This is a genomic window from Mycobacterium deserti (genome assembly GCF_025345615.1).
In the GTDB taxonomy this organism is placed as follows: Bacteria; Actinomycetota; Actinomycetes; order Mycobacteriales; family Mycobacteriaceae; genus Mycobacterium; species Mycobacterium deserti.
In genome coordinates, this window is record NZ_JAODWD010000002.1 from 689,381 (window position 1) to 707,079 (window position 17,699).

The window sequence follows — 17,699 nt, forward strand, 5'->3', positions numbered from 1 at the left end:
CAACGCAGTATCTCAAGAAGCGCGCAGCGCTGCCGTGGGCAGTGGGAGAACGCGCTGTGCCCCTACTTACGGCGGCCACTTCGCCGACCTGGGCGGGCGCCCACGTCGAGGTCGAGGTGGCGCGGTCGGAGTCCGTGGAGTTGATCGACATGTGGCTGGGGGTACCACCGCCACGGTCGATGACCGATTGCAGAAACATTGCAGTGTGGCCAAGCGCGTCGTGCGATTGCAATTTCGGCAAACCCGCCGGCCGGGATTGGGCTGCGGGTCGTAGCCGAAGTGGATACGCTCGTCGGAGGCTGGCGGCCCCCGGGGAGGGCGTGTGGGACAAATTGCGACCATGCCCACCTCCGCTGTGGGAGGCCTGGCCGACAAACAAGCAATAGCCGACTTTCTCGCCGAAGCGGATGCAGACCCGACGGCGTTGCTGCTCGAAGGTGAGCCGGGGATCGGCAAGACGAGTCACTGGTTGACGGGACTGGAGCAAGCCCAAGAACGTGGATATCGCGTGTTGTCGGCGACTCCGTCCGCCGCCGAGTCGGTGCTGGCCTACGCCGGGCTGGCCGACCTGCTCAGCGACGTCGAGTCATCGACATTGTCGAGCTTGCCGAGTCCTCAGCGAATCGCCCTGGACCGGGTGTTGCTGCGTGTCGAGGCCGACGGCGAAGCCACTGATCAGCGCGCTGTGGCGGCGGGCTTCCTGTCAGTTGTCGTCGCCCTGGCCGACCAAGCGCCGGTGCTGCTGGCGGTTGACGACCTGCATTGGCTCGATCCCTCCAGCGTTCACGTTCTGGCGTATGCCGCGCGGCGACTCCCGCCGCGGGCGGGGGTGCTCGCCTCGGTGCGCTCCGACCCCGGCACCGCCAGCGGGGCCACCTGGCTGCGGCTACCCAGACCCGACGCGATCCGGCGTGTGCAGGTTTGTCCGCTGAGCCTGGGTGGTCTGCACGCGGTGCTGCGCGAGCGGCTCGGTCGGTCACTGTCGCGACCCGAGCTGGTGCGCATTCATCAGATCTCGGGCGGAAACCCGTTCTATGCCGTCGAATTGGGACGAGAGATGGACAACGCTGCGACCGGCGCCGAGATGAAGCTGCCGGGCACGCTTGCCGAGTTGGTGCGGGTCAAGGTCGGGCGACTCGACACTGAGCTCCGCGATGCCTTGCTCGCCGTGGCGTGTCTGGCTGCGCCGACCATCGAACTGATCGCGGGCGCCATCGGCGCCGACGCCCGGGAGGTGGTACCGCTGCTAGAGAATGCCGCAGCCAGCGGGATCGTCGTGATCGACGGTCGCCGCGTCCTTTTCGCTCACCCATTGGTCGCCCACGGCGTGTACACCGACGCCGCCCCAGCCCGGCGTCGGCAGATGCACCGGCGCCTCGCCGAACTCGTCGACCAACCTGAACTACGAGCCCGGCACCTAGCACTCGCCGCGACCACCGGTGACTCCGACACTCTAGACGCCCTGGATGCGGCCGCCGAGATAGCGCGCATTCGGGGAGCCCCCGCCGCCGCCGCGGAGCTCCTCGACTTGGCAATTGGGCTGGGTGGGGACACGCCGGAGCGCCGGATCCGGCTGGCCGCGCACCATTTCAACTCCGGCGATCCTGGGCACGCCCGAGCCTTACTAGAACAGGTAATCGCGCAGCCGTCGCACGGGGTCCTCAACGCGGAGGCGGCGCACTTGCTCGCCTACGTGCGGCTGCTCGACGACAGTTTCTCCGAGGCTGCGCGTGTGCTCGAGCGCGGTCTCGGCGAGGCAGCCGATGACATGAAGCTGCGCGTGCGGATGTTGGTGACATTGTCGTTCGCCCTTTTCAACAGCGGTCGTAGCGATGCCGCCGTGCAGAAGGTGGAGGAGGCGGTGATTGCCGCCGAGCGCCTCGGACAGCCAGATCTCTTGAGCCGGGCCCTGGGGATGAGTGTCATCCTGCGGTTCATGCGCGGAGACGGCCTCGACCAGCTCAGCATGCAGCGCGCAACCGAGTTGGAAACCCATGAGGCAGACATCCCGATCGCTCTCCGCCCGAGTACCCAGCAGGCGCTGCTGCTGGCCTGGACCGGGCAGCTCGAACAGGCATATGGGGAGATAACGGCCATCCGGCGGCGCTGCATTGAACGTGGCGAAGACGGGGAGCTCATGTTCGTTACGTTCCACAAAGCCGTGATTGCGATCTGGCGAGGGGATTTCGCCGACGCCGCGCTCGCCGTCGAGGACGCCGTCGAACGGGCCGTGCAGCTCGACGGCGACGTTCCACTGTCGGTGGCCCTGTCCAACCGTGCTCTGCTGTCGGCCTACACCGGCCAGGTGGATGAAGTTCGCCGTGACGTCAGTGCGGCACGGGCGGCCTCCCAGCGGTGCCACTCGGACAGGTTGGGCGAGTGGCCGATGACCGCCCTGGGATTTCTGGAGGTATCGCTGGGCAATTATGAGGCAGCGCTCGCCGCGCTCGAACCGTTGCTCCAAAAGCTGAATGCGGCGCTTGACGCCACCGAGATCATCTCGGCAACATTTGTCCCCGATGCCGTCGAGGCCATGGTTGCGCTGGGTCGACTCGCTGACGCCGAGCCGCTGATCGACGCGCTCGAACGCAACGGTCGCCGGCTCGACCGGGCCTGGATGCTGGCCGTTGCCAGCCGGTGCCGGGCGATGCTCATGGCCGCCCACGGCGACGTTGACGCGGCGAGCCTGACCGTGCAGCAGGCGATGGTCGAACACGACCGGCTGCCGATGCCCTTCGAACGCGCCCGCACACAACTGCTGCACGGTCAGCTCCAGCGCCGGCAGCGCCGAAAGGACGCCTCCGCCACCACCGTCCGCGAGGCGCTGGCGACCTTCGAATTCCTGCGCACCCCGTTGTGGGCCGAGCGGGCCCGCGCCGAGCTCGCCCGCGCCAACATCGGTCCGCGGCGGGCCAACACGCTCACGCCCTCCGAGCAGCGCGTCGCCGAACTGGCCGCGTCGGGCATGACCAACCGTGAGGTCGCCGGCGAATTGTTCATCAGCCCGAAGACCGTGGAGGGCGCCCTGGCTCGCATTTACCACAAACTCGAAATCCACTCGCGCGCCGAACTGGGTCAGCGCATGAATCAACCTGCCGGATAGGGAAACACCGGGTTTATCTGGTGTCTTCGCCGCCTACGTCCGATACATGAGGATCGGAGCGCAATGTTTTCTCGTCGAGTGGAATCGGCCGCGGCTTGCCGACCTCGATGACGCCGCCGACGCCCTGAGTGAATGCGCGGCGTCGATGTCTGCCGAGGGTTCACCGGACATCTGGGCCGAACCGTCCAGCGAATGTCATCGTCGTATGCGGACCTGTACCCAACGACCGGCTACGGCACCGCGGGCTGCAACGGCGGATCCGGTCCGCTTGTCTAGATGAACCGCCCGGCATGTCCGGAGATTTTGATGTGCACCAGGTTGGCTCGCCCGCCCGGCACACCCTCCGCCGACCTGCCGCCCAAGAACCGCATCCCGTCCGGGCTTGGTATGCCAACCTCGGGGAAGCCAGACTCCGGGCGACCCACGTGTCGCCGGCCGCGGCACTTCAGGTAGCCAAGGATCGCTCCTCGATCGATCAGCCTGGGCCGGGCCTTTTCAGATCTGACGCTCATTCATGTCGCGACAAGATAAACCCGGGTGTTTCCCTATGCCTGGAGGCATCGCCGCCGAGGTTGCCGCTGACGCCAGTAGCGAACGCTTGGTTCGTGCTTACCTTCGTCGGGGAGGCGAGCGCGGGCCGCGAGACGCGGACCTTCCCGACCAAATATAGGGAAACACCTCGTTTATCGGCCGCTTCAAACTCCTACTGTCGGATTGTCGGGAAGCCACCGCGTACCAGAGGAAGAGGGATGGTCATGTCGACCGCCGCATTTAAGACGAACGGGTGTATCGCCGCATCGGCGACCGCGACGGTCGCCCGTACCTGCGCCGCTCTAGCAGCGGCGGTACTCGGCGCGGCGAGTCTCGGGGTCATCAACGCCGCGCCTGCGAGCGCAGCGTGCGCGAACTGGAAATTGCCCAGTCCTGAACTCGCGTTGAACCTGTCCAACGGCGAGACAGCGCTATTCTCGACATTCGGAAACATGGTCGGGACCGGCAAGGATCGCTTACTAGCAGCCCGTGGAGAATACGATGGGACTTCCAACGGTACGTTGGGTGGCTCCAGGCTCGACATCACCGTCACGTGGAAAGCCCGTTTCTTTAGGGCTGGCGCCGATTTCCCTCCCGATGTCACAAGCAAGTTCACCGGCACCGTCGGAGACGACGGCATAGCGCGCGGCTCTGCCGTCGACAACAAGAATTTCCGCGTCGACTGGACCTCGCGGGACCGCTTCGCGTGCGCAGACGCCCCGCCACCTCCGCCACCCCCGCAGTCGCCGCCCCCCCAGCAAGCGCCGCCGCCGCAGGCTCCGCCTGCCCCCAAACAGGGGCCGACGGTGACGCCCAAAGAGGGATTTGCCGGTGTCACCTTCACCGTCACGGATCGCAGCGGAGTCGCGTCGCAGTGCACCTACTCCTCGGAAGGGTTCACCAAGAGCTTCGGCCTACCGGCCAACGGCACGGTCGACGTCGCCGTTCCGGCTATCCGGCAGTTCAAGAACCGGACCGGCACCATCACGTGCGACAACGGAACGAGTACGCCTACGTCGGTCTTCTACTGATCATCGCTTTGCGGTGAAAACCGCCCAAGCGCCGGGTCGAGCACTCGACGCATGACGCGGATCGGGCAACGAGGACCCGTCGCGGTGGCCAGGCGTCCATTCCGCAGTGATCAGCTCGCAGCCCAGACGCTCGGCGAGCGGTGTTCCCGTCGTGCTCGACACCCGGGTCACCGCTGGGAACGGTCGGCGACAAGCGTCAAGAAAACCTCCCGGCCACATGCCTGCTGGCTCCGCCGCGGACCGTCACAAGCGGACCTTCCCGACGAAAACATAGGGAAACACCCGGTTTATCGGCCGCCCCTGACTCCTACTGTCGGATTGTCGGGAATCCAACGCGTACCGAAGGAACAGGGATGGCCATGTCGACCGCATCTAAGACGAACGGGTGCATCGCCGCACCGGCGACCGCGACGGTCGCCCGTACCTGCGCCGCTCTAGCAGCGGCGGTGCTCGGCGCGGCTAGCCTCGGGGTCATCAACGCCGGGTCTGCGGGCGCAGCGTGCGCGGACTGGAAGATGGCTCCCGAACTCGTGTTGAACCTTTCCAACGGCCAGACCGCGATATTCCAGACATCCGGAAATCGCGTGGAGGCCGGGACACTGTTGGTACCCGGCAACACCCGTTACTCCGGGAACACCAGCGGCCGTCCGATGAGTGGCTCCAACATCGACTTCGGCGTCTCATGGCGCCGTGTGGCCGGTAACTTCGGCGGCGAGAACGGGGCGTTCAGCGTTGCCCGCTTTACGGGGACCGTCGGCGACGACGGCACAGCGCGCGGGCAGGCACTCGACAATGAGAATGCACGCGTTGACTGGGTCTCGCGAGACCGCTTCACATGCGCAGTAGCGCCGACCCCGCCACCGCAACAGGCGCCGCCTCCGCCTCCGCAGCAGGCACCACCGCAGGCTCCCGCAGCCCTAACGGCCACGGTGACCGGCGATGTCGATGTCTACGACGCGCCCGGCGGCGGCGGAAACATCATCGGCATCCTGCGACAGGGAGAAGTGGTCAAGGTGATCAGGGCATGCCCCTCAAATGACTGGTGCGCACTGGCCGACGGCCGCTTCGCGTGGGGAGAGTTCTTCAAGAACAACTGACAGCGAAAGAACCGCCGAGCTGCGTGCAACGCGCTGGGGCCATGCATCGATCACGAACAATTGATTGATTTGTGGGCGTCCTACTCGTCCGTCAGGCGAGACCCTGACCATTCAACAAATTCCGCGGACATTCCCGACGAAAACATAGGGAAACACCCCGTTCATAACCAGCCCAACGCCATTAACGTCAAACCCGGTCGGAAACGACCCTCGACGGTGAAATGCCAACAAATTTCAATTGCGCTGACGGCCTTGTGATTGAATTCGCGAGTCCACGGCCTGACAGGCAAGAGGAACACCCATGTCCATGAACACCAAACCGAAGACGCTGGTCGCTGGCTCGGCAGGGGCAATCAGTGCAATCGGCTGTCGGCGGGGAATGAGGTTGCGTTCACCGTTGACTGGAATGGACCTCCCATTGGCCAATACGTGGGCACGTTCGACCCGGGTGGCAACGTACGCGGGGGTTTCAACCAAGACCTGAGGGCCCGTTCCAAAGGCGACCTGGGACTCAGTGACACCGTTCACGTGCGTCGCGGCCGCCGCGCCACCTCCGCCATCCCAGCAAGCCCCGCCGCCGTCCCAGCAGCAAGTGCCAACACCTGTCGAATCCAAGAAACCCCTCCAAAGCCCGACAGTGACGACGAAGGAGGGACTTGCCGGTGTCACCTTCGCCGTCACCGACCGCAGCGGGGTCGCGTCGGAGTGCGACTACTCATCCGAAGGGTTCGACAACAGCTTCGGACTGCCCGCCAACGGATCCGTCGACGTCTTCGTTCCGGCTATCCGCCAGTTCAAGAACCGGACCGGCACTATCGCGTGCGACAACGGAACAAGCACTCCGACCTCGGTCTTCTACTGATCAGAGCGAAGGCAGCTCGGCGTCAGTCAGCGATCCTCAACTCTCGCGCTAATTTGAGCCTCGCCTCAGCGCATGCCTCGGATCAGGCAGCGAGGACCAGTCGCGGTAGACAGGCGTCCGTGCACGATTATCAGCTCGCAGCCCAGACGCTCGGCCAACGCGACGTAGCAGGAGTCGTAGGGCTGACGACGGAACGAGGGGTTCTATGGATCGTGAGCCGGCCGACCTCACATGGTCAAGACCATTCGGTAGCGTGCGCGGCCCTCCTCCATGGCGGCATAGGCCTCGGCAGCCTGGGCCAGCGGCAGTTCCTCGATCTTGGCCCGCACCCCGGACTGGACAGCGAAGTGCATGGTCTCCTCGACGTCGCGTGACGTGCCCGACGGATGTCCCGTGACGCGGCGGCCCGTCAGGATCAAGTCAGCAGGGCTGATCGGCAACGGGTCGAACGTCACCCCCACGATGACGAGTTCCCCTTCCGGACCGAGGCTGCCGACGGTCTGGCCGATCGCGGCGGAGTTCGCCGCCGTCGCGAGCACGACGGCGGCCCCACCGAGATCCTGGAGCGCGGTCGCGACGTCCTGGGCCCTCGAGTCGATGTAATGGTGCGCCCCGAGCGCAAGCGCATCGTCGGTCTTCTCGGCCCCGCGGGCGATCGCCACCGTCTCGAATCCCATCGCCGCTGCCCACTGCACACCGAGATGCCCTAGGCCGCCGATGCCAAGGACGGCTACCAGGTCCCCCGGCTGCGCGGCCGTCTTACGCAGCCCGTTGAAGGTCGTCACCCCCGCACAGCCCATCGGGGCGGCCTCGGCGAACGACAGACCGTCCGGAATACGAGCCAGTGCGTTGGCCGGTGCGGTGACGGACTCCGCATAGCCGCCCGGGTAAGCCAGGCTCGGCACCTGAAAGTTCACGCACTGCATGAACTTGCCCTTCCGGCACGGCACGCATTTGTTGCAGACGCCGCCGAACCATCCCAGCGCGACCCGGTCGCCGACGGCGAAATCGTCGACCCCGTCTCCGACTTCGGCGATCGTCCCCGCGACCTCGTGGCCCGGGGTCACCGGCCACGTCATGTCCGGGAAGCCGCCGTTGACCACGCCGTGGTCGGTTCCGCACACACCGCATGCGGCCACTGAAACCCTTACATGGTCGCGCGGCGGCGGACTGGTCTCGACTTCGGTGAGCACCAGCGAAGCGCCTGCGGATTCGACGTATACGGCCTTGTGCGTGGACATACTCGGACCCTATCGACGCCGATATTGCATCGCTTGATATCGGCGTTTCAGGCTTCGTGGACCACGGCCGGTATCTTGAAGCATTGTGACGACCTCGGCCCTCGCGGCGACCGATCAGCTGGCGCTGATGCCCGATTTCCTCGACCCGATGAAGTTGCTCGGCTACTTCGGCGCCTGGGCCCTGGTGGGCCTGCTCGTCGTCATCTTCGTCGAATCGGGAGTGCTGTTCCCGGTCCTGCCCGGCGACTCGCTGCTGTTCGTCGCGGGCATGCTTGCCGCGGGCACGGCCGCGCTGGCCGAAGAAGGCGGCGACGTCATCAACTTTCAACTCTGGCAGCTGCTGGTGTTCATCCCGATCGCCGCCATCCTGGGCGGCCAGGTCGGCTACTGGATCGGCCGCAACCTCGGCACCGCGATGTTCAAACCCGACGCCCGCGTCCTCAAGCAGAAATATCTCGAGGAGGCCCACCTGTTCTTCGAGCAGCGCGGCCCGTTTGCGATCGTCATCGCGCGGTTCGTGCCGATCGTGCGGACACTCGCACCACTGACAGCCGGCGCCGCCCGGATGAGCTACCCGGTGTTCACCTTGTTCAACGTCGTCGGCGCCGTCGTGTGGGGCGTCGGACTGACCCTGCTCGGATTCTGGCTCGGCCGGTTCGAGATCGTTCAACAACTGCTCGAGCCCATCGTCATCGCGATCGTGGTGGTGTCTGTTCTCCCGATGTTGATCGAGTGGTACAAGCGCCGTCGCGCGGCCAGGCGAGCAGGAATCCCCGCGCCCCCGATCGATTCCGGCGAGCAGGCTTAGCGACCCGCCTCCAGCGCACGGATCAGGCTGGCGGCATCCCATGGCCCCTTGTGCCGCTTGCCGTTGACGAAGAACGTCGGTGTGGAGTTCAGATCCATCAACTCGGCGTCCTGCGCGTCGTCCTGCACCCGGTGCAGCACCCGTGACGAGTGCACGCGCACGTCCTGGTCGAACTGATCGATGTCACAGCCGATTGCCACGGCATAGCGATACATGTCCGACCACTCCAGATCGTCCTGGTGGGCGAACAGCTCCCGGCCCATCTCGAAGAACTTGCCTTGCAACGCGGCGGCCTCACTGGCGCGCGCGGCGTCGAATGCGCGCGGGTGTGCGCGTTCGAGCGGAAAGTGGCGCCAGACGTAGACCAATCGGTCACCGAGATGAGCGCGCACCTCGTCGATAGCGCCGGTGGCGCGGCTGCAGAAGGGACACTCGTAGTCGCCGTACTCGACCAGTGTCAGCGGGGCGTCCGGATTTCCCCTGATGTGGTCGCGGTCCGCGTCGATCGGGCGCAGCAGCTTCAGGCCGACGGGGTCCGGCGGGTTGAACCGGTCGGTGAGCCGGAACACCGCCCATCCCAGTGCGAACGCGAGCACCGAGGCGATCAGCACGCCGATGCGGGCCTGGTCCTGGCGCATGGGCTCGCTGATGGCGATGTCGACGATGAACAGCGAGATGGTGAAGCCGATACCGGAGAGCGCGGCGCCCCCGGCGATCCGGCGCAGGCCGAGCCCGGGCGCCAACTGCCCCATGCCGGTGCGCCTCATCAACCACGTCGCGCCCGTGATGCCGACGAACTTTCCGACGACCAGACCCGCGACGACACCCCACGTCAGTGGCGAGCGCAGCGCCGCCTGCACACTGTCGGCATCCAACCGCACCCCGGCGTTGACCAAGGCGAACAGCGGCAGCACCACGAACGACACGTAGGGTCCGACATCGGTCTGCAGTCGTTCGTTGATCGAAATCGATTCGCGTAGGCCGCGAGTCGCCGCCCGGGCGTACTCCGAGTTCGGCGACTGCCGAAACGCGCGGATCAACTCGACTGTGCGTTCGACCTGTCTGCGCTCGGGGGTGAAGACCGGAATCAGCAGCGCCAGCGCGACCCCCGCAAGGGTCGGGTGGATGCCCGCCAGAAACAGCGCGACCCACAGCGCGAACCCGAGAATCGCATAGGCCGGGCCGCGGGCGACCGGCATGAACCGCACGAGCGCCATCGCGCCGATCAGGGCCGCCGATATCACCAGCGGGAGTACCTGAATGCTCTCGGAGTAGAACAGCGCGATCACGCCCAACGCGCCGACGTCGTCGACGACCGCCAACGTGAGCAGGAAAATCCGTACGCGCGCAGGGAACTTCGGCTTGATGATCGCCAGCGCGCCGACCAGGAACGCGGTGTCGGTGGAGATCACCACCCCCCACGCCTGGGCGTTCTCGCCGGTCGGGTTGAGCACCAGGAAGATGGCGGCGGGTATCGCCAACCCGGCGATCGCGGCGACGACGGGCACGGCCGCCCTGCCCCGGTCGGTCAGTTCACCGATCGCGAACTCGCGTGTCACCTCCAACCCGACGATGAAGAAGAAGAACGTCATCAAGCCGTCGTTGATCAGGTGTTTGACGGTCAGTTCGAAGTGGTGCGCACCGAAGGTGATGCCGACATGGGTGTCGAGCAGGGACCAATAGCTCTCTGCCCACGGCGAATTGGCCCACAAGATCGCGACAACGGTGGACAGGAGCAACAGCACCGCGGCTCTGTTCTCGCCGCCCTTGGCCGCCTTGGGGTCCCGGGTGAAGCGAGCCGGCAGCAGGCGGATGACTCGCGGCGGCGCGTCGGACGAAGTCACGCCTCTGCGGCCGCGTGCGCGGCTTCCATCAGCATCCAGCCGGCCAGCTGTACCGACAGGTCACGTTCGGGCACCTCGGAGGCGTTCACGGCGCCTTCGACGAACTGGGCCTCTTTGCCTGCGGCAGTGGGCATTTGCGCTGTGCGGTCCCAGAATGCGGCGAACAGCGGCAACCCGTCGACCGTCTGCCGGTTGTCCCACGCGGCCTGCGCCGAGGTGAGCACCAGCGTGCGGGCAGTGTCGCGGGCGGTCACGTCCTCGGGCCCGTTCTGCGGCAGCGTGGTGACGACCAGTGCCAGGTACCGCGCCAGGATGCCGTTGAACAGGCCGCCGTCGCCGCCGCCCGCTCCCTTGATGATCCCGTCGGGCGCCATGTGATCGCGCACTGCGGCGACCAGCCGGTGAACCCGCGTGGCGTGGTCGGCGTCCTGGGTCCTCGCCGCCAGTTCGGTCTCCAAGCCGAGCACCACACCCTGGCAGTAGGTGTACTGCGCACGCACCATCGACCCGCCCTTGATGCCGTCGAACACCAGATGGGTGTCCGGGTCGATCAGCGTCTCGTCGATCCAGTCCGACATCTGCTGGGCGCGCCGCAGCCGGTCGAAGCGGGACAGGAAGATCGCGGCGGGACCGTTGGCGGGCGCGTTGAAGAACTGGTCCTGTTTGCGCCACGGAATGCCGCCGCCGTCTTCGGGCACCCAGGCGTTGAGGAACTGCTCGGACAGCTTCTCCTGCGCCTCGGCGCGCCCCACACCGGCGAGGCGGTCGCAGCGCTCGAGGGCGATCGCCAGCCACGCCATGTCGTCGTAGTAGTCGTTGATCCAGCGCAGGTTGTTGCGCAGCCGGTGGCCGCGGATCTGGCGACTGATCTTCTGCTGCCGCTCGGGTTGCGGGTCGCGTACCTGCGCGTCGACCAGGCAGTCCAGCAGGTGGGCCTGCCACCAGTAGTGCCAGACGCCGAACATCCGATGGTTACGCGCGGGCGGCCACGCGACGACACCCAGCTGCGTGCCCGGCAATCCCCAGAGGCGCTTGAGATGTCGTTTGGCGATCGCGGCCTCCGCGCTGGCGGCGCGATTGGCCCATACCTGGTCCATGGCCCAATCCTGCCCTACCAGGCCTTCGAGATGTCCGCGTGTTGGGCGATCCACCTGTGCATCGCAATGCCTGCCGCGACGGCGGCGTTGATGCTGCGGGTCGAGCCGAACTGGGCGATCGAGACCGTGAGCGCTGCCCCGCCCTTCGCGTCCGCGGTGATCCCTGGCCCCTCCTGGCCGAAGATCATCAGGCATGCGTGCGGCAACTCGGCGTCCTCGATGCGGGCGGCGCCGGGAATGTTGTCGACCGCGACGACGCTCAATCCGGCGTCGGCCGCGAACGCCAGCAGCTCACCGGTGGTGTCGTGATGGCGCAGCCGCTGGTAGCGGTCGGTCACCATGGCGCCACGCCGGTTCCACCGGCGCCGTCCGATGATGTGCACGGTGTCCACGGCGAACGCGTTTGCGGTACGCACCACAGCGCCGATGTTGGCGTCGTTGCCGAAGTTCTCGATCGCGATGTGCAACGGGTGGCGGCGCGTGTCGATGTCGGCGACGATTGCTTCGCGCGTCCAATAACGGTAAGCGTCAACGACATTGCGGGTGTCGCCGTCGCGAAGAAGGTCAGGGTCGTAGCGGGGGTCGTCGGGAGGATCACCGACCCACGGGCCGACGCCGGTGCTCTGGTTCCACTCGGTCGGACCCGGATCATCCATCGGTGGTCCACAGCGCGGCGTGGGTGCCGATCAGCGAGACGGTCGGGTACAGCAGAGCGGCGTTGATCTCCCCCTGGGTGCACAGCGACACCCGGACCTTGACTCCTTCGCGCGAGGAGTCCGGTAGCACCAGCACCGATGCGCCGTAGATGTCGCAGGCGTGGCTCAGTCCCGGCGCGGGCAGGGTGGGCGCCACCACCACCATCGTCGGCCCGCCGCGGCGAATCGACTCGTCACTGTATTGCGCTGCCAGGCCGTCGATCTCGAGACCCAGCAGCATGTACCCGTTGCCGGTGAAGGCACCGGGGTCACCAAGGGCGCGCGGATCGAGCAGCGCGCCGTCGGCGCGGAAACCGTCGACGCTCGCCGTCTTGACGGAGAGCCCTGTGTCGGTGTCCCTGGTCGGCATGAGACCCACCGGGTACGCCGCCGGATGCGCGTTGGTGGTGCCTGCCATCCGGTCCCGCGGTGAATACACGTACACGCCGCGTACCTGAGACTGGTCGCGCTGCGGGCCAAGACATACCGTGCCTGCTAGACGATCGGGCGCGGGGGTCGAAACCGGTTGCACTGCAAGATCGGTGACGTTGCGACAGCCACCGATCGCGTTCGCCTCGATCGGATGCGCCAGCGCACCGTACAGCCCGAACCGCAAGTCCTCGGGTTTGGCGTGCGCGCCGCCGGGTTGCGACGGTGTGGCGTCGATATCGACGAACACGTATTCGCCCTCGATGCGCAGATTGCTCACCGACATGTTCCAGCCGAGGATCGCCAGCGATTCGCCGATGGCTGCGGCCTGCGCGGCATAGGTGTTGGGGGGCTCGTCGTCGGCAGCGCACGCCGAGGCCGTCAGAACGAGCACGGCCAGCGCCGCGACTAGTGAACGCACCGACACTCAGGTCCGGCCACGGCCTTTGCCCACCACTTTCGTCATGGCGCGCACCAGGTTTCGCGGCACCAGACGCCCGCCGGTGGTCAGCGCCTTGTACTGCAGGCCGGGAACAATCACCACCTTGTCTTTGGCGACGTCGGCCAGGCAGTCGCGCACGACGTCGTCGACCTCGAGCCAGAGGATCGACGGCGTGCCGCTCATCTCGATGCCGGCGCGTGCATGGAACTCGGTGTGCACGAAGCCGGGACACAGCGCGTGCACCCCCACCCCGGTGCCCCCTAGGCCGTTGGCCAGGCCCTCGCTGAACGCGATCACCCAGGCCTTGGACGCCGAGTACGTCGACCCGCGCCCGGGCAACAGGCCCGCGACGCTCGCGACGTTGATCACGGTTCCGCGGGCGGCGGCCATCATCGGCGGCAACGCCGCATGGGTCAGTTGCATGACCGCGGTGACGTTGACGTCCAACTGCGATTGCAGCAGCGAGAAGTCGGCGCTCCAGAACTCGCCAGACGTTCCGAAGCCGGCATTGTTGACCAGAACCTGCACGCCCGCCGAGAGTCGTTCGGCGACCTTCGCGCGGTCGGCGGCCTCGGCCAGATCGGCGGCGAGCACCTCGACCTTCGCGCCCGCCTCGTCGTGGAGTTCGTCGGCCAACCGTTCCAGGCGGGCTTCGTCGCGCGCGACCAGCACCAGGTCATAGCCGTCCACTGCGTAGCGGCGGGCGAAGCCGGCGCCGAGTCCTGATGTCGGTCCGGTGATCAGTGCGACGGGCCGTGACATGGCTATGAGACTACTTACCGCTGATAGTGCGCAGACTGCCGTCCGTTGCGCGAGGGCGGCGGTCGCCGCGACGGTTCGGGCCGCGGCGGCTGGGCGTAGCGGGCCGGCGGCACGTCGGCGCGCCCGACCTGCTCCGGGCGCGCGGTAGGAGCGGCTTCAGACCGGGTGGGGCCGGGGGTGAGCGGGCGGCTGGGCGATCCGCTGCGCCGAGCGACGGCCTGGCCTGCCATGGCCTGCGGGGTCGGGGGCAGCACCCGTAGCAGGTCGTTGAACTGCCGCACGGTGCGCAGGCCCTCGTCCCACTGCGCGCGGGTGGAGGTGACCGGCATCGACACCAGCGTCCAGTGCTGCTCGTTCCACATGATCTCGGCGCAGTCGGGCGCCGTGTGGGCGAACGTCACCATCCGGCGGTCACAGGCACGGCGCGCGGCGTCGAGGTTGGTGGAGTACACCATCCGCGGTCCGATCGCGCCGAGCAGCCAGATGTCGTTCTCGCGGGGCTCTTTGATGCCCTTGAGACGCAGATCCATGACGACGTTGGTGCCGACCTTGCGATGCAGCGCGATCACCGTCGCCACGTCCTCGAGGTCGAAGATGAACACCGCCTCGCCGCGGATCTGGCCCAGGACCACGTTCTTGGCGGTCACGTCGCCGACCGTCGTCATCACGCCGCGCTTCCAGCGCTCCAGGATGTCGGTCGATTCGTATTCGTAGTCGAAGCCGTGCGACTTCGCCCAGGACTTACGGCGACGGCCCAGCCCGCGTCGACGGTCGATGTCGACGTACAGGAGCACCGCCGCACCCACAAAACAGAGTGCAGACAGCGTGAACCAAAGCGGAACCATTGCGAACAGCCTACTTGCTAGGACCGGTTTCGCCTGCACTCGGACTGATCACAGAACGGCAACTCGTTGGCCGGAATCAGCCGGTTCGTGATCTTCCCAGGTAATTCACGATCGCATTGGTCAGTCCGTGCCGCGCCAGATCAAGATCGTAGTAGGAGCCGAGCTGTCGTTCCGAGACCAGGCCGCGCATGGCGCCCGGGATGAAGGACGCGACTTCGCGGATGCGTTCGGGGTCGACGTCCACGTCGGCGAACGCCGTCTGGCACGACTCGATCCAGCTGCGTCCCCAGGACCGCAACTCGGCCGCTGTCTGCGGGTAGAGCCGCTCCAGTTCGGCGGCGTCGCGGGGCAGCGCGGCGCGCAGCGTCTCGATCGCCCGCGAATCGGGCGCCGACAAGCCGTCGAACAGCAGGTCGATGATGGCCGCCACCCGTTCGCGCAGCGGCGCGTCGGGATTCGCGTGTGAGGGAAGCCGGCCGCGCCGCTCCGCGGTCCGGCGCAACACGGCCGCCCACAGCCCGTCGGTGTCGCCGAACTGGTATTTGATCGCGCCCCAGGTGGCGCCCGCGTCCTTGGCGATCCGGTTGGCCGACGCCGCGGCGGTGTCGCCGGTGGCCAGCGCCCGAAGCGCCGCGTCGAGCATGCCGTCCCGGGTGGCCTGTCCGCGTCGGTTGGTCCGGCGCGTTCCGACCTCTGTCTCCGACACTTGACGAATCGTAGAACCCTCTGTGATTCTTGTCCACATGGCCAAACCGCCACTGTCGATGAAGCCGACGGGCTGGTTCCAGGTCGCGTGGTCGGACGACGTCGGCGTCGGAGGCGTACACGCGATGAAGTACTTCGGCGAAGAGATGATTGCCTGGCGGTCGGAGTCCGGCCAGGTGACCGTCATGAACGCCTACTGCGAGCATCTGGGCGCGCACCTCGGCTTCGGCGGCCACGTCGTCGGCGAGGTGATCCAATGCCCGTTCCACGGCTGGCAGTGGAACTCCGAGGGGCGCAACGTCTGTATCCCCTACGAGAGCAGGCCGAACCGTGGCCGGCGGATGACCACGTATCCGGTGACCGAGCGCAACGAGTCGATCTACATCTGGCACGACATCGAGGGCCGTGCGCCGTTCTTCGAGGCGCCCGACGTGTTCGCGTCCTTCAACGACGGCAGCAGCGCCGCGGATTACTACCCACAGCAGCGGCTGTTCGAGCAGGGGCACGAGATGCATCCGCAGTACGTGCTCGAGAACGGCGTCGACTTCGCTCACTTCAAGTACGTGCACGAGACGCCGATCAATCCGATCTTCACCCGGCACGACTTCGCCGAACCGATCTCGTACGTCGATTTCACGATTACCTTCGAAGGCGACGACCAACAGACGATCGACGACGTCCGCAGTGGAGTCGAGGCCATCAACGGCGGGCTCGGCATCGCGGTGACGAAGAGCTGGGGAATGATCGACAACCGCACGATCTCGGCGATCACCCCCGTCGACGAAGCGACCTCCGATGTGCGGTTCATGGTCTACATCGGCCGCCCGAAGGGCTCTGCCGCAGGCAAAGACCCCGAGCGCGCCGCCGCCAAAGCCGCTGACTTCGGCCAGGAGGTCATTCGGCAGTTCCGCCAGGACATCCACATCTGGAGCCACCAGCGCTACTCCGATCCGCCCGCGCTGTCCACATCGGAGTACGAGGGCTTCACCGCGATCCGCAAGTGGGCCATGCAGTTCTATCCCGACGGTCGCGGCGGCAACGCCGCCGATCTCGCGTCAACCAACCAGAAGGGCTGAGCGACAGTGACTTCCAATCCCCCAATTCGGGTGTTCCAAGTGGCCACCGGCAACGTCGGCTCGGAGATGATCAAACGCATCGCCGCGCATCCCGATCTGGAGCTGATCGGATTGCACTGCTACACAACGGAGAAGGTCGGCCGGGACGCAGGTGAGATCGTCGGACTCGACCCGATCGGAGTGCGGGCGACCGGGACGGTCGAGGAGATCATCGCCGCCAAGCCCGACGTGCTGACGTTCCACGGGGTGTTCCCCGACGAGGACCTCTACGTCCAGGTGCTCGAAGCCGGCATCGATATCGTCACGACCGCGGACTGGATCACCGGATGGCACCGCGACACCAACCACCCGCACGCCTCCGGCAAGTTGGTCTCGCAGCTGCTGGCCGAGGCCTGCGCCAAGGGCGGGTCGACGTTCTATGGCACCGGCATGAATCCGGGCGTGAATCAGATTCTGGGCGTGACATGTTCGGCTGACGTCGCCGAGATCGAGAACGTCACCACCATCGAGTCGGTCGACGTGTCGTGCCATCACAGCAAGGACACCTGGATCGAGGTCGGCTACGGGTTGCCCGTCGACGATCCGTCGATCCCAGGCAAACTGGAGAAGTACACCCGCGTCTTCGCCGACAGCGTGCTGATGATGGCCGACTGTTTCGACCTCACCCTCGACGAGGTCAAGTTCAGCGCCGAGCTCGGGGCGTGCACGAAAGATGTCGACCTGGGCTGGTATCAGCTGCCCAAGGGTTCACTCGGCGGCAACTACATCAAGTACCAGGGCATGGTCGACGGCGTCGCGCGCGTCGAGACGCACCTCGAATGGCAGATGACTCCGCACACCGATCCGAGCTGGGACATCAAGGGCTGCTACATCACCCAGATCAAGGGTGATCCATGCATCTACAACAAGCACATGATCTTCCCGAAACCCGGTGTGGATCTTTCGAATCCGGACAATTTCGCGTCGATCGGGATGACCGTGACCGGCCTGCCCGCACTCAACGCCATCAAGTCGGTCGTCGCCGCGCCGCCGGGACTGCTCACCAGCGCCGACGTCCCGCTGCGCGGATTCGCCGGCCGTTTCAAGCTGTAGCCCCCCCGCGCGAGCAGACGCAAAACTGCCCCATATCGC

Annotated in this window: 15 protein-coding genes; 7 read left to right on the forward strand and 8 right to left on the reverse strand. The window is 66.4% G+C overall.

Features of this window, described 5'->3' with window-relative positions; translation table 11 throughout:
• The first annotated feature begins 340 nt into the window (after nucleotides 1-340).
• From N4S67_RS09670 to N4S67_RS09685, 4 genes are all read left to right on the forward strand, one after another.
• A complete protein-coding gene (locus tag N4S67_RS09670) occupies nucleotides 341-3,103 on the forward strand; it encodes an AAA family ATPase (RefSeq protein WP_260992727.1) in 2,763 nt (920 codons plus the stop codon).
• Between the two features lie 749 nt (nucleotides 3,104-3,852).
• Entirely contained in the window at nucleotides 3,853-4,665 is an 813-nt protein-coding gene (locus tag N4S67_RS09675) for a hypothetical protein (RefSeq protein WP_260992728.1), read from the forward strand.
• 359 nt (nucleotides 4,666-5,024) lie between these two features.
• The gene (locus N4S67_RS09680; protein WP_260992729.1) at nucleotides 5,025-5,762 is read left to right on the forward strand and encodes a hypothetical protein; all 738 of its coding nucleotides are present in this window, start codon (nucleotides 5,025-5,027) and stop codon (nucleotides 5,760-5,762) included.
• Nucleotides 5,763-6,399: 637 nt separating this feature from the next.
• Nucleotides 6,400-6,624 carry a hypothetical protein gene (locus N4S67_RS09685; RefSeq protein WP_260992730.1) on the forward strand — a complete coding sequence of 75 codons (225 nt, stop codon included), beginning with the start codon at nucleotides 6,400-6,402 and terminating at the stop codon, nucleotides 6,622-6,624.
• A gap of 227 nt (nucleotides 6,625-6,851) precedes the next feature.
• Here N4S67_RS09685 and N4S67_RS09690 read toward each other — a convergent pair whose 3' ends face one another.
• Complete coding sequence (locus N4S67_RS09690; RefSeq protein WP_260992731.1) at nucleotides 6,852-7,865, reverse strand: alcohol dehydrogenase catalytic domain-containing protein; 1,014 nt, start codon at nucleotides 7,863-7,865, stop codon at nucleotides 6,852-6,854.
• Nucleotides 7,866-7,992: 127 nt separating this feature from the next.
• On the opposite strand from N4S67_RS09690, the gene N4S67_RS09695 reads away from it, so the two are divergent.
• Entirely contained in the window at nucleotides 7,993-8,673 is a 681-nt protein-coding gene (locus tag N4S67_RS09695) for a VTT domain-containing protein (RefSeq protein WP_260993065.1), read from the forward strand.
• On the opposite strand, the gene nhaA is transcribed toward N4S67_RS09695, so the two are convergent.
• From nhaA to N4S67_RS09730, 7 genes are all read right to left on the reverse strand, one after another.
• Entirely contained in the window at nucleotides 8,670-10,517 is a 1,848-nt protein-coding gene (gene nhaA, locus N4S67_RS09700) for a Na+/H+ antiporter NhaA (RefSeq protein WP_260992732.1), read from the reverse strand. The genes N4S67_RS09695 and nhaA overlap by 4 nt on opposite strands.
• Nucleotides 10,514-11,614, reverse strand: coding sequence for a glycoside hydrolase family 76 protein (locus N4S67_RS09705; protein WP_260992733.1), 1,101 nt, complete (start codon nucleotides 11,612-11,614; stop codon nucleotides 10,514-10,516). The genes nhaA and N4S67_RS09705 overlap by 4 nt, the downstream gene beginning before the upstream one ends.
• Before the next feature lie 14 nt (nucleotides 11,615-11,628).
• Nucleotides 11,629-12,270 carry a TrmH family RNA methyltransferase gene (locus N4S67_RS09710; RefSeq protein ID WP_260992734.1) on the reverse strand — a complete coding sequence of 214 codons (642 nt, stop codon included), beginning with the start codon at nucleotides 12,268-12,270 and terminating at the stop codon, nucleotides 11,629-11,631.
• On the reverse strand, nucleotides 12,263-13,159 hold the full coding sequence (locus N4S67_RS09715) for a hypothetical protein (protein ID WP_260992735.1): 897 nt from the start codon (nucleotides 13,157-13,159) through the stop codon (nucleotides 12,263-12,265). Before N4S67_RS09715 ends, N4S67_RS09710 begins: the two co-directional genes overlap by 8 nt.
• A gap of 6 nt (nucleotides 13,160-13,165) precedes the next feature.
• A complete protein-coding gene (locus N4S67_RS09720; protein WP_260992736.1) occupies nucleotides 13,166-13,942 on the reverse strand; it encodes an SDR family NAD(P)-dependent oxidoreductase in 777 nt (258 codons plus the stop codon).
• A 14-nt stretch (nucleotides 13,943-13,956) separates the two neighbouring features.
• Nucleotides 13,957-14,787 carry a trehalose monomycolate transport factor TtfA gene (gene ttfA, locus N4S67_RS09725; RefSeq protein ID WP_260992737.1) on the reverse strand — a complete coding sequence of 277 codons (831 nt, stop codon included), beginning with the start codon at nucleotides 14,785-14,787 and terminating at the stop codon, nucleotides 13,957-13,959.
• A 76-nt stretch (nucleotides 14,788-14,863) separates the two neighbouring features.
• Nucleotides 14,864-15,430, reverse strand: coding sequence for a TetR/AcrR family transcriptional regulator (locus N4S67_RS09730; RefSeq protein ID WP_260993066.1), 567 nt, complete (start codon nucleotides 15,428-15,430; stop codon nucleotides 14,864-14,866).
• Between the two features lie 100 nt (nucleotides 15,431-15,530).
• Here N4S67_RS09730 and N4S67_RS09735 point away from each other — a divergent pair, with 100 nt between their 5' ends.
• Both N4S67_RS09735 and N4S67_RS09740 read left to right on the forward strand, forming a co-directional pair.
• A complete protein-coding gene (locus tag N4S67_RS09735; protein WP_260992738.1) occupies nucleotides 15,531-16,568 on the forward strand; it encodes a Rieske (2Fe-2S) protein in 1,038 nt (345 codons plus the stop codon).
• 66 nt (nucleotides 16,569-16,634) lie between these two features.
• Nucleotides 16,635-17,660, forward strand: coding sequence for an NAD(P)H-dependent amine dehydrogenase family protein (locus N4S67_RS09740; RefSeq protein ID WP_390893327.1), 1,026 nt, complete (start codon nucleotides 16,635-16,637; stop codon nucleotides 17,658-17,660).
• The last annotated feature ends 39 nt before the right edge of the window (nucleotides 17,661-17,699 follow it).

Bases quoted from the DNA above. Each gene is read 5' to 3' on its own strand.
- N4S67_RS09705 (WP_260992733.1), bottom strand. From the start codon at position 11,614: ATGGACCAGGTATGGGCCAATCGCGCCGCCAGCGCGGAGGCCGCGATC.
- ttfA (WP_260992737.1), bottom strand. From the start codon at position 14,787: ATGGTTCCGCTTTGGTTCACGCTGTCTGCACTCTGTTTTGTGGGTGCG.
- N4S67_RS09730 (WP_260993066.1), bottom strand. From the start codon at position 15,430: ATGCTCGACGCGGCGCTTCGGGCGCTGGCCACCGGCGACACCGCCGCG.
- N4S67_RS09710 (WP_260992734.1), bottom strand. From the start codon at position 12,270: ATGGATGATCCGGGTCCGACCGAGTGGAACCAGAGCACCGGCGTCGGC.
- N4S67_RS09670 (WP_260992727.1), top strand. From the start codon at position 341: ATGCCCACCTCCGCTGTGGGAGGCCTGGCCGACAAACAAGCAATAGCC.
- N4S67_RS09690 (WP_260992731.1), bottom strand. From the start codon at position 7,865: ATGTCCACGCACAAGGCCGTATACGTCGAATCCGCAGGCGCTTCGCTG.
- N4S67_RS09695 (WP_260993065.1), top strand. From the start codon at position 7,993: ATGCCCGATTTCCTCGACCCGATGAAGTTGCTCGGCTACTTCGGCGCC.
- N4S67_RS09720 (WP_260992736.1), bottom strand. From the start codon at position 13,942: ATGTCACGGCCCGTCGCACTGATCACCGGACCGACATCAGGACTCGGC.
- N4S67_RS09735 (WP_260992738.1), top strand. From the start codon at position 15,531: ATGGCCAAACCGCCACTGTCGATGAAGCCGACGGGCTGGTTCCAGGTC.
- N4S67_RS09680 (WP_260992729.1), top strand. From the start codon at position 5,025: ATGTCGACCGCATCTAAGACGAACGGGTGCATCGCCGCACCGGCGACC.
- N4S67_RS09675 (WP_260992728.1), top strand. From the start codon at position 3,853: ATGGTCATGTCGACCGCCGCATTTAAGACGAACGGGTGTATCGCCGCA.
- N4S67_RS09740 (WP_390893327.1), top strand. From the start codon at position 16,635: ATGATCAAACGCATCGCCGCGCATCCCGATCTGGAGCTGATCGGATTG.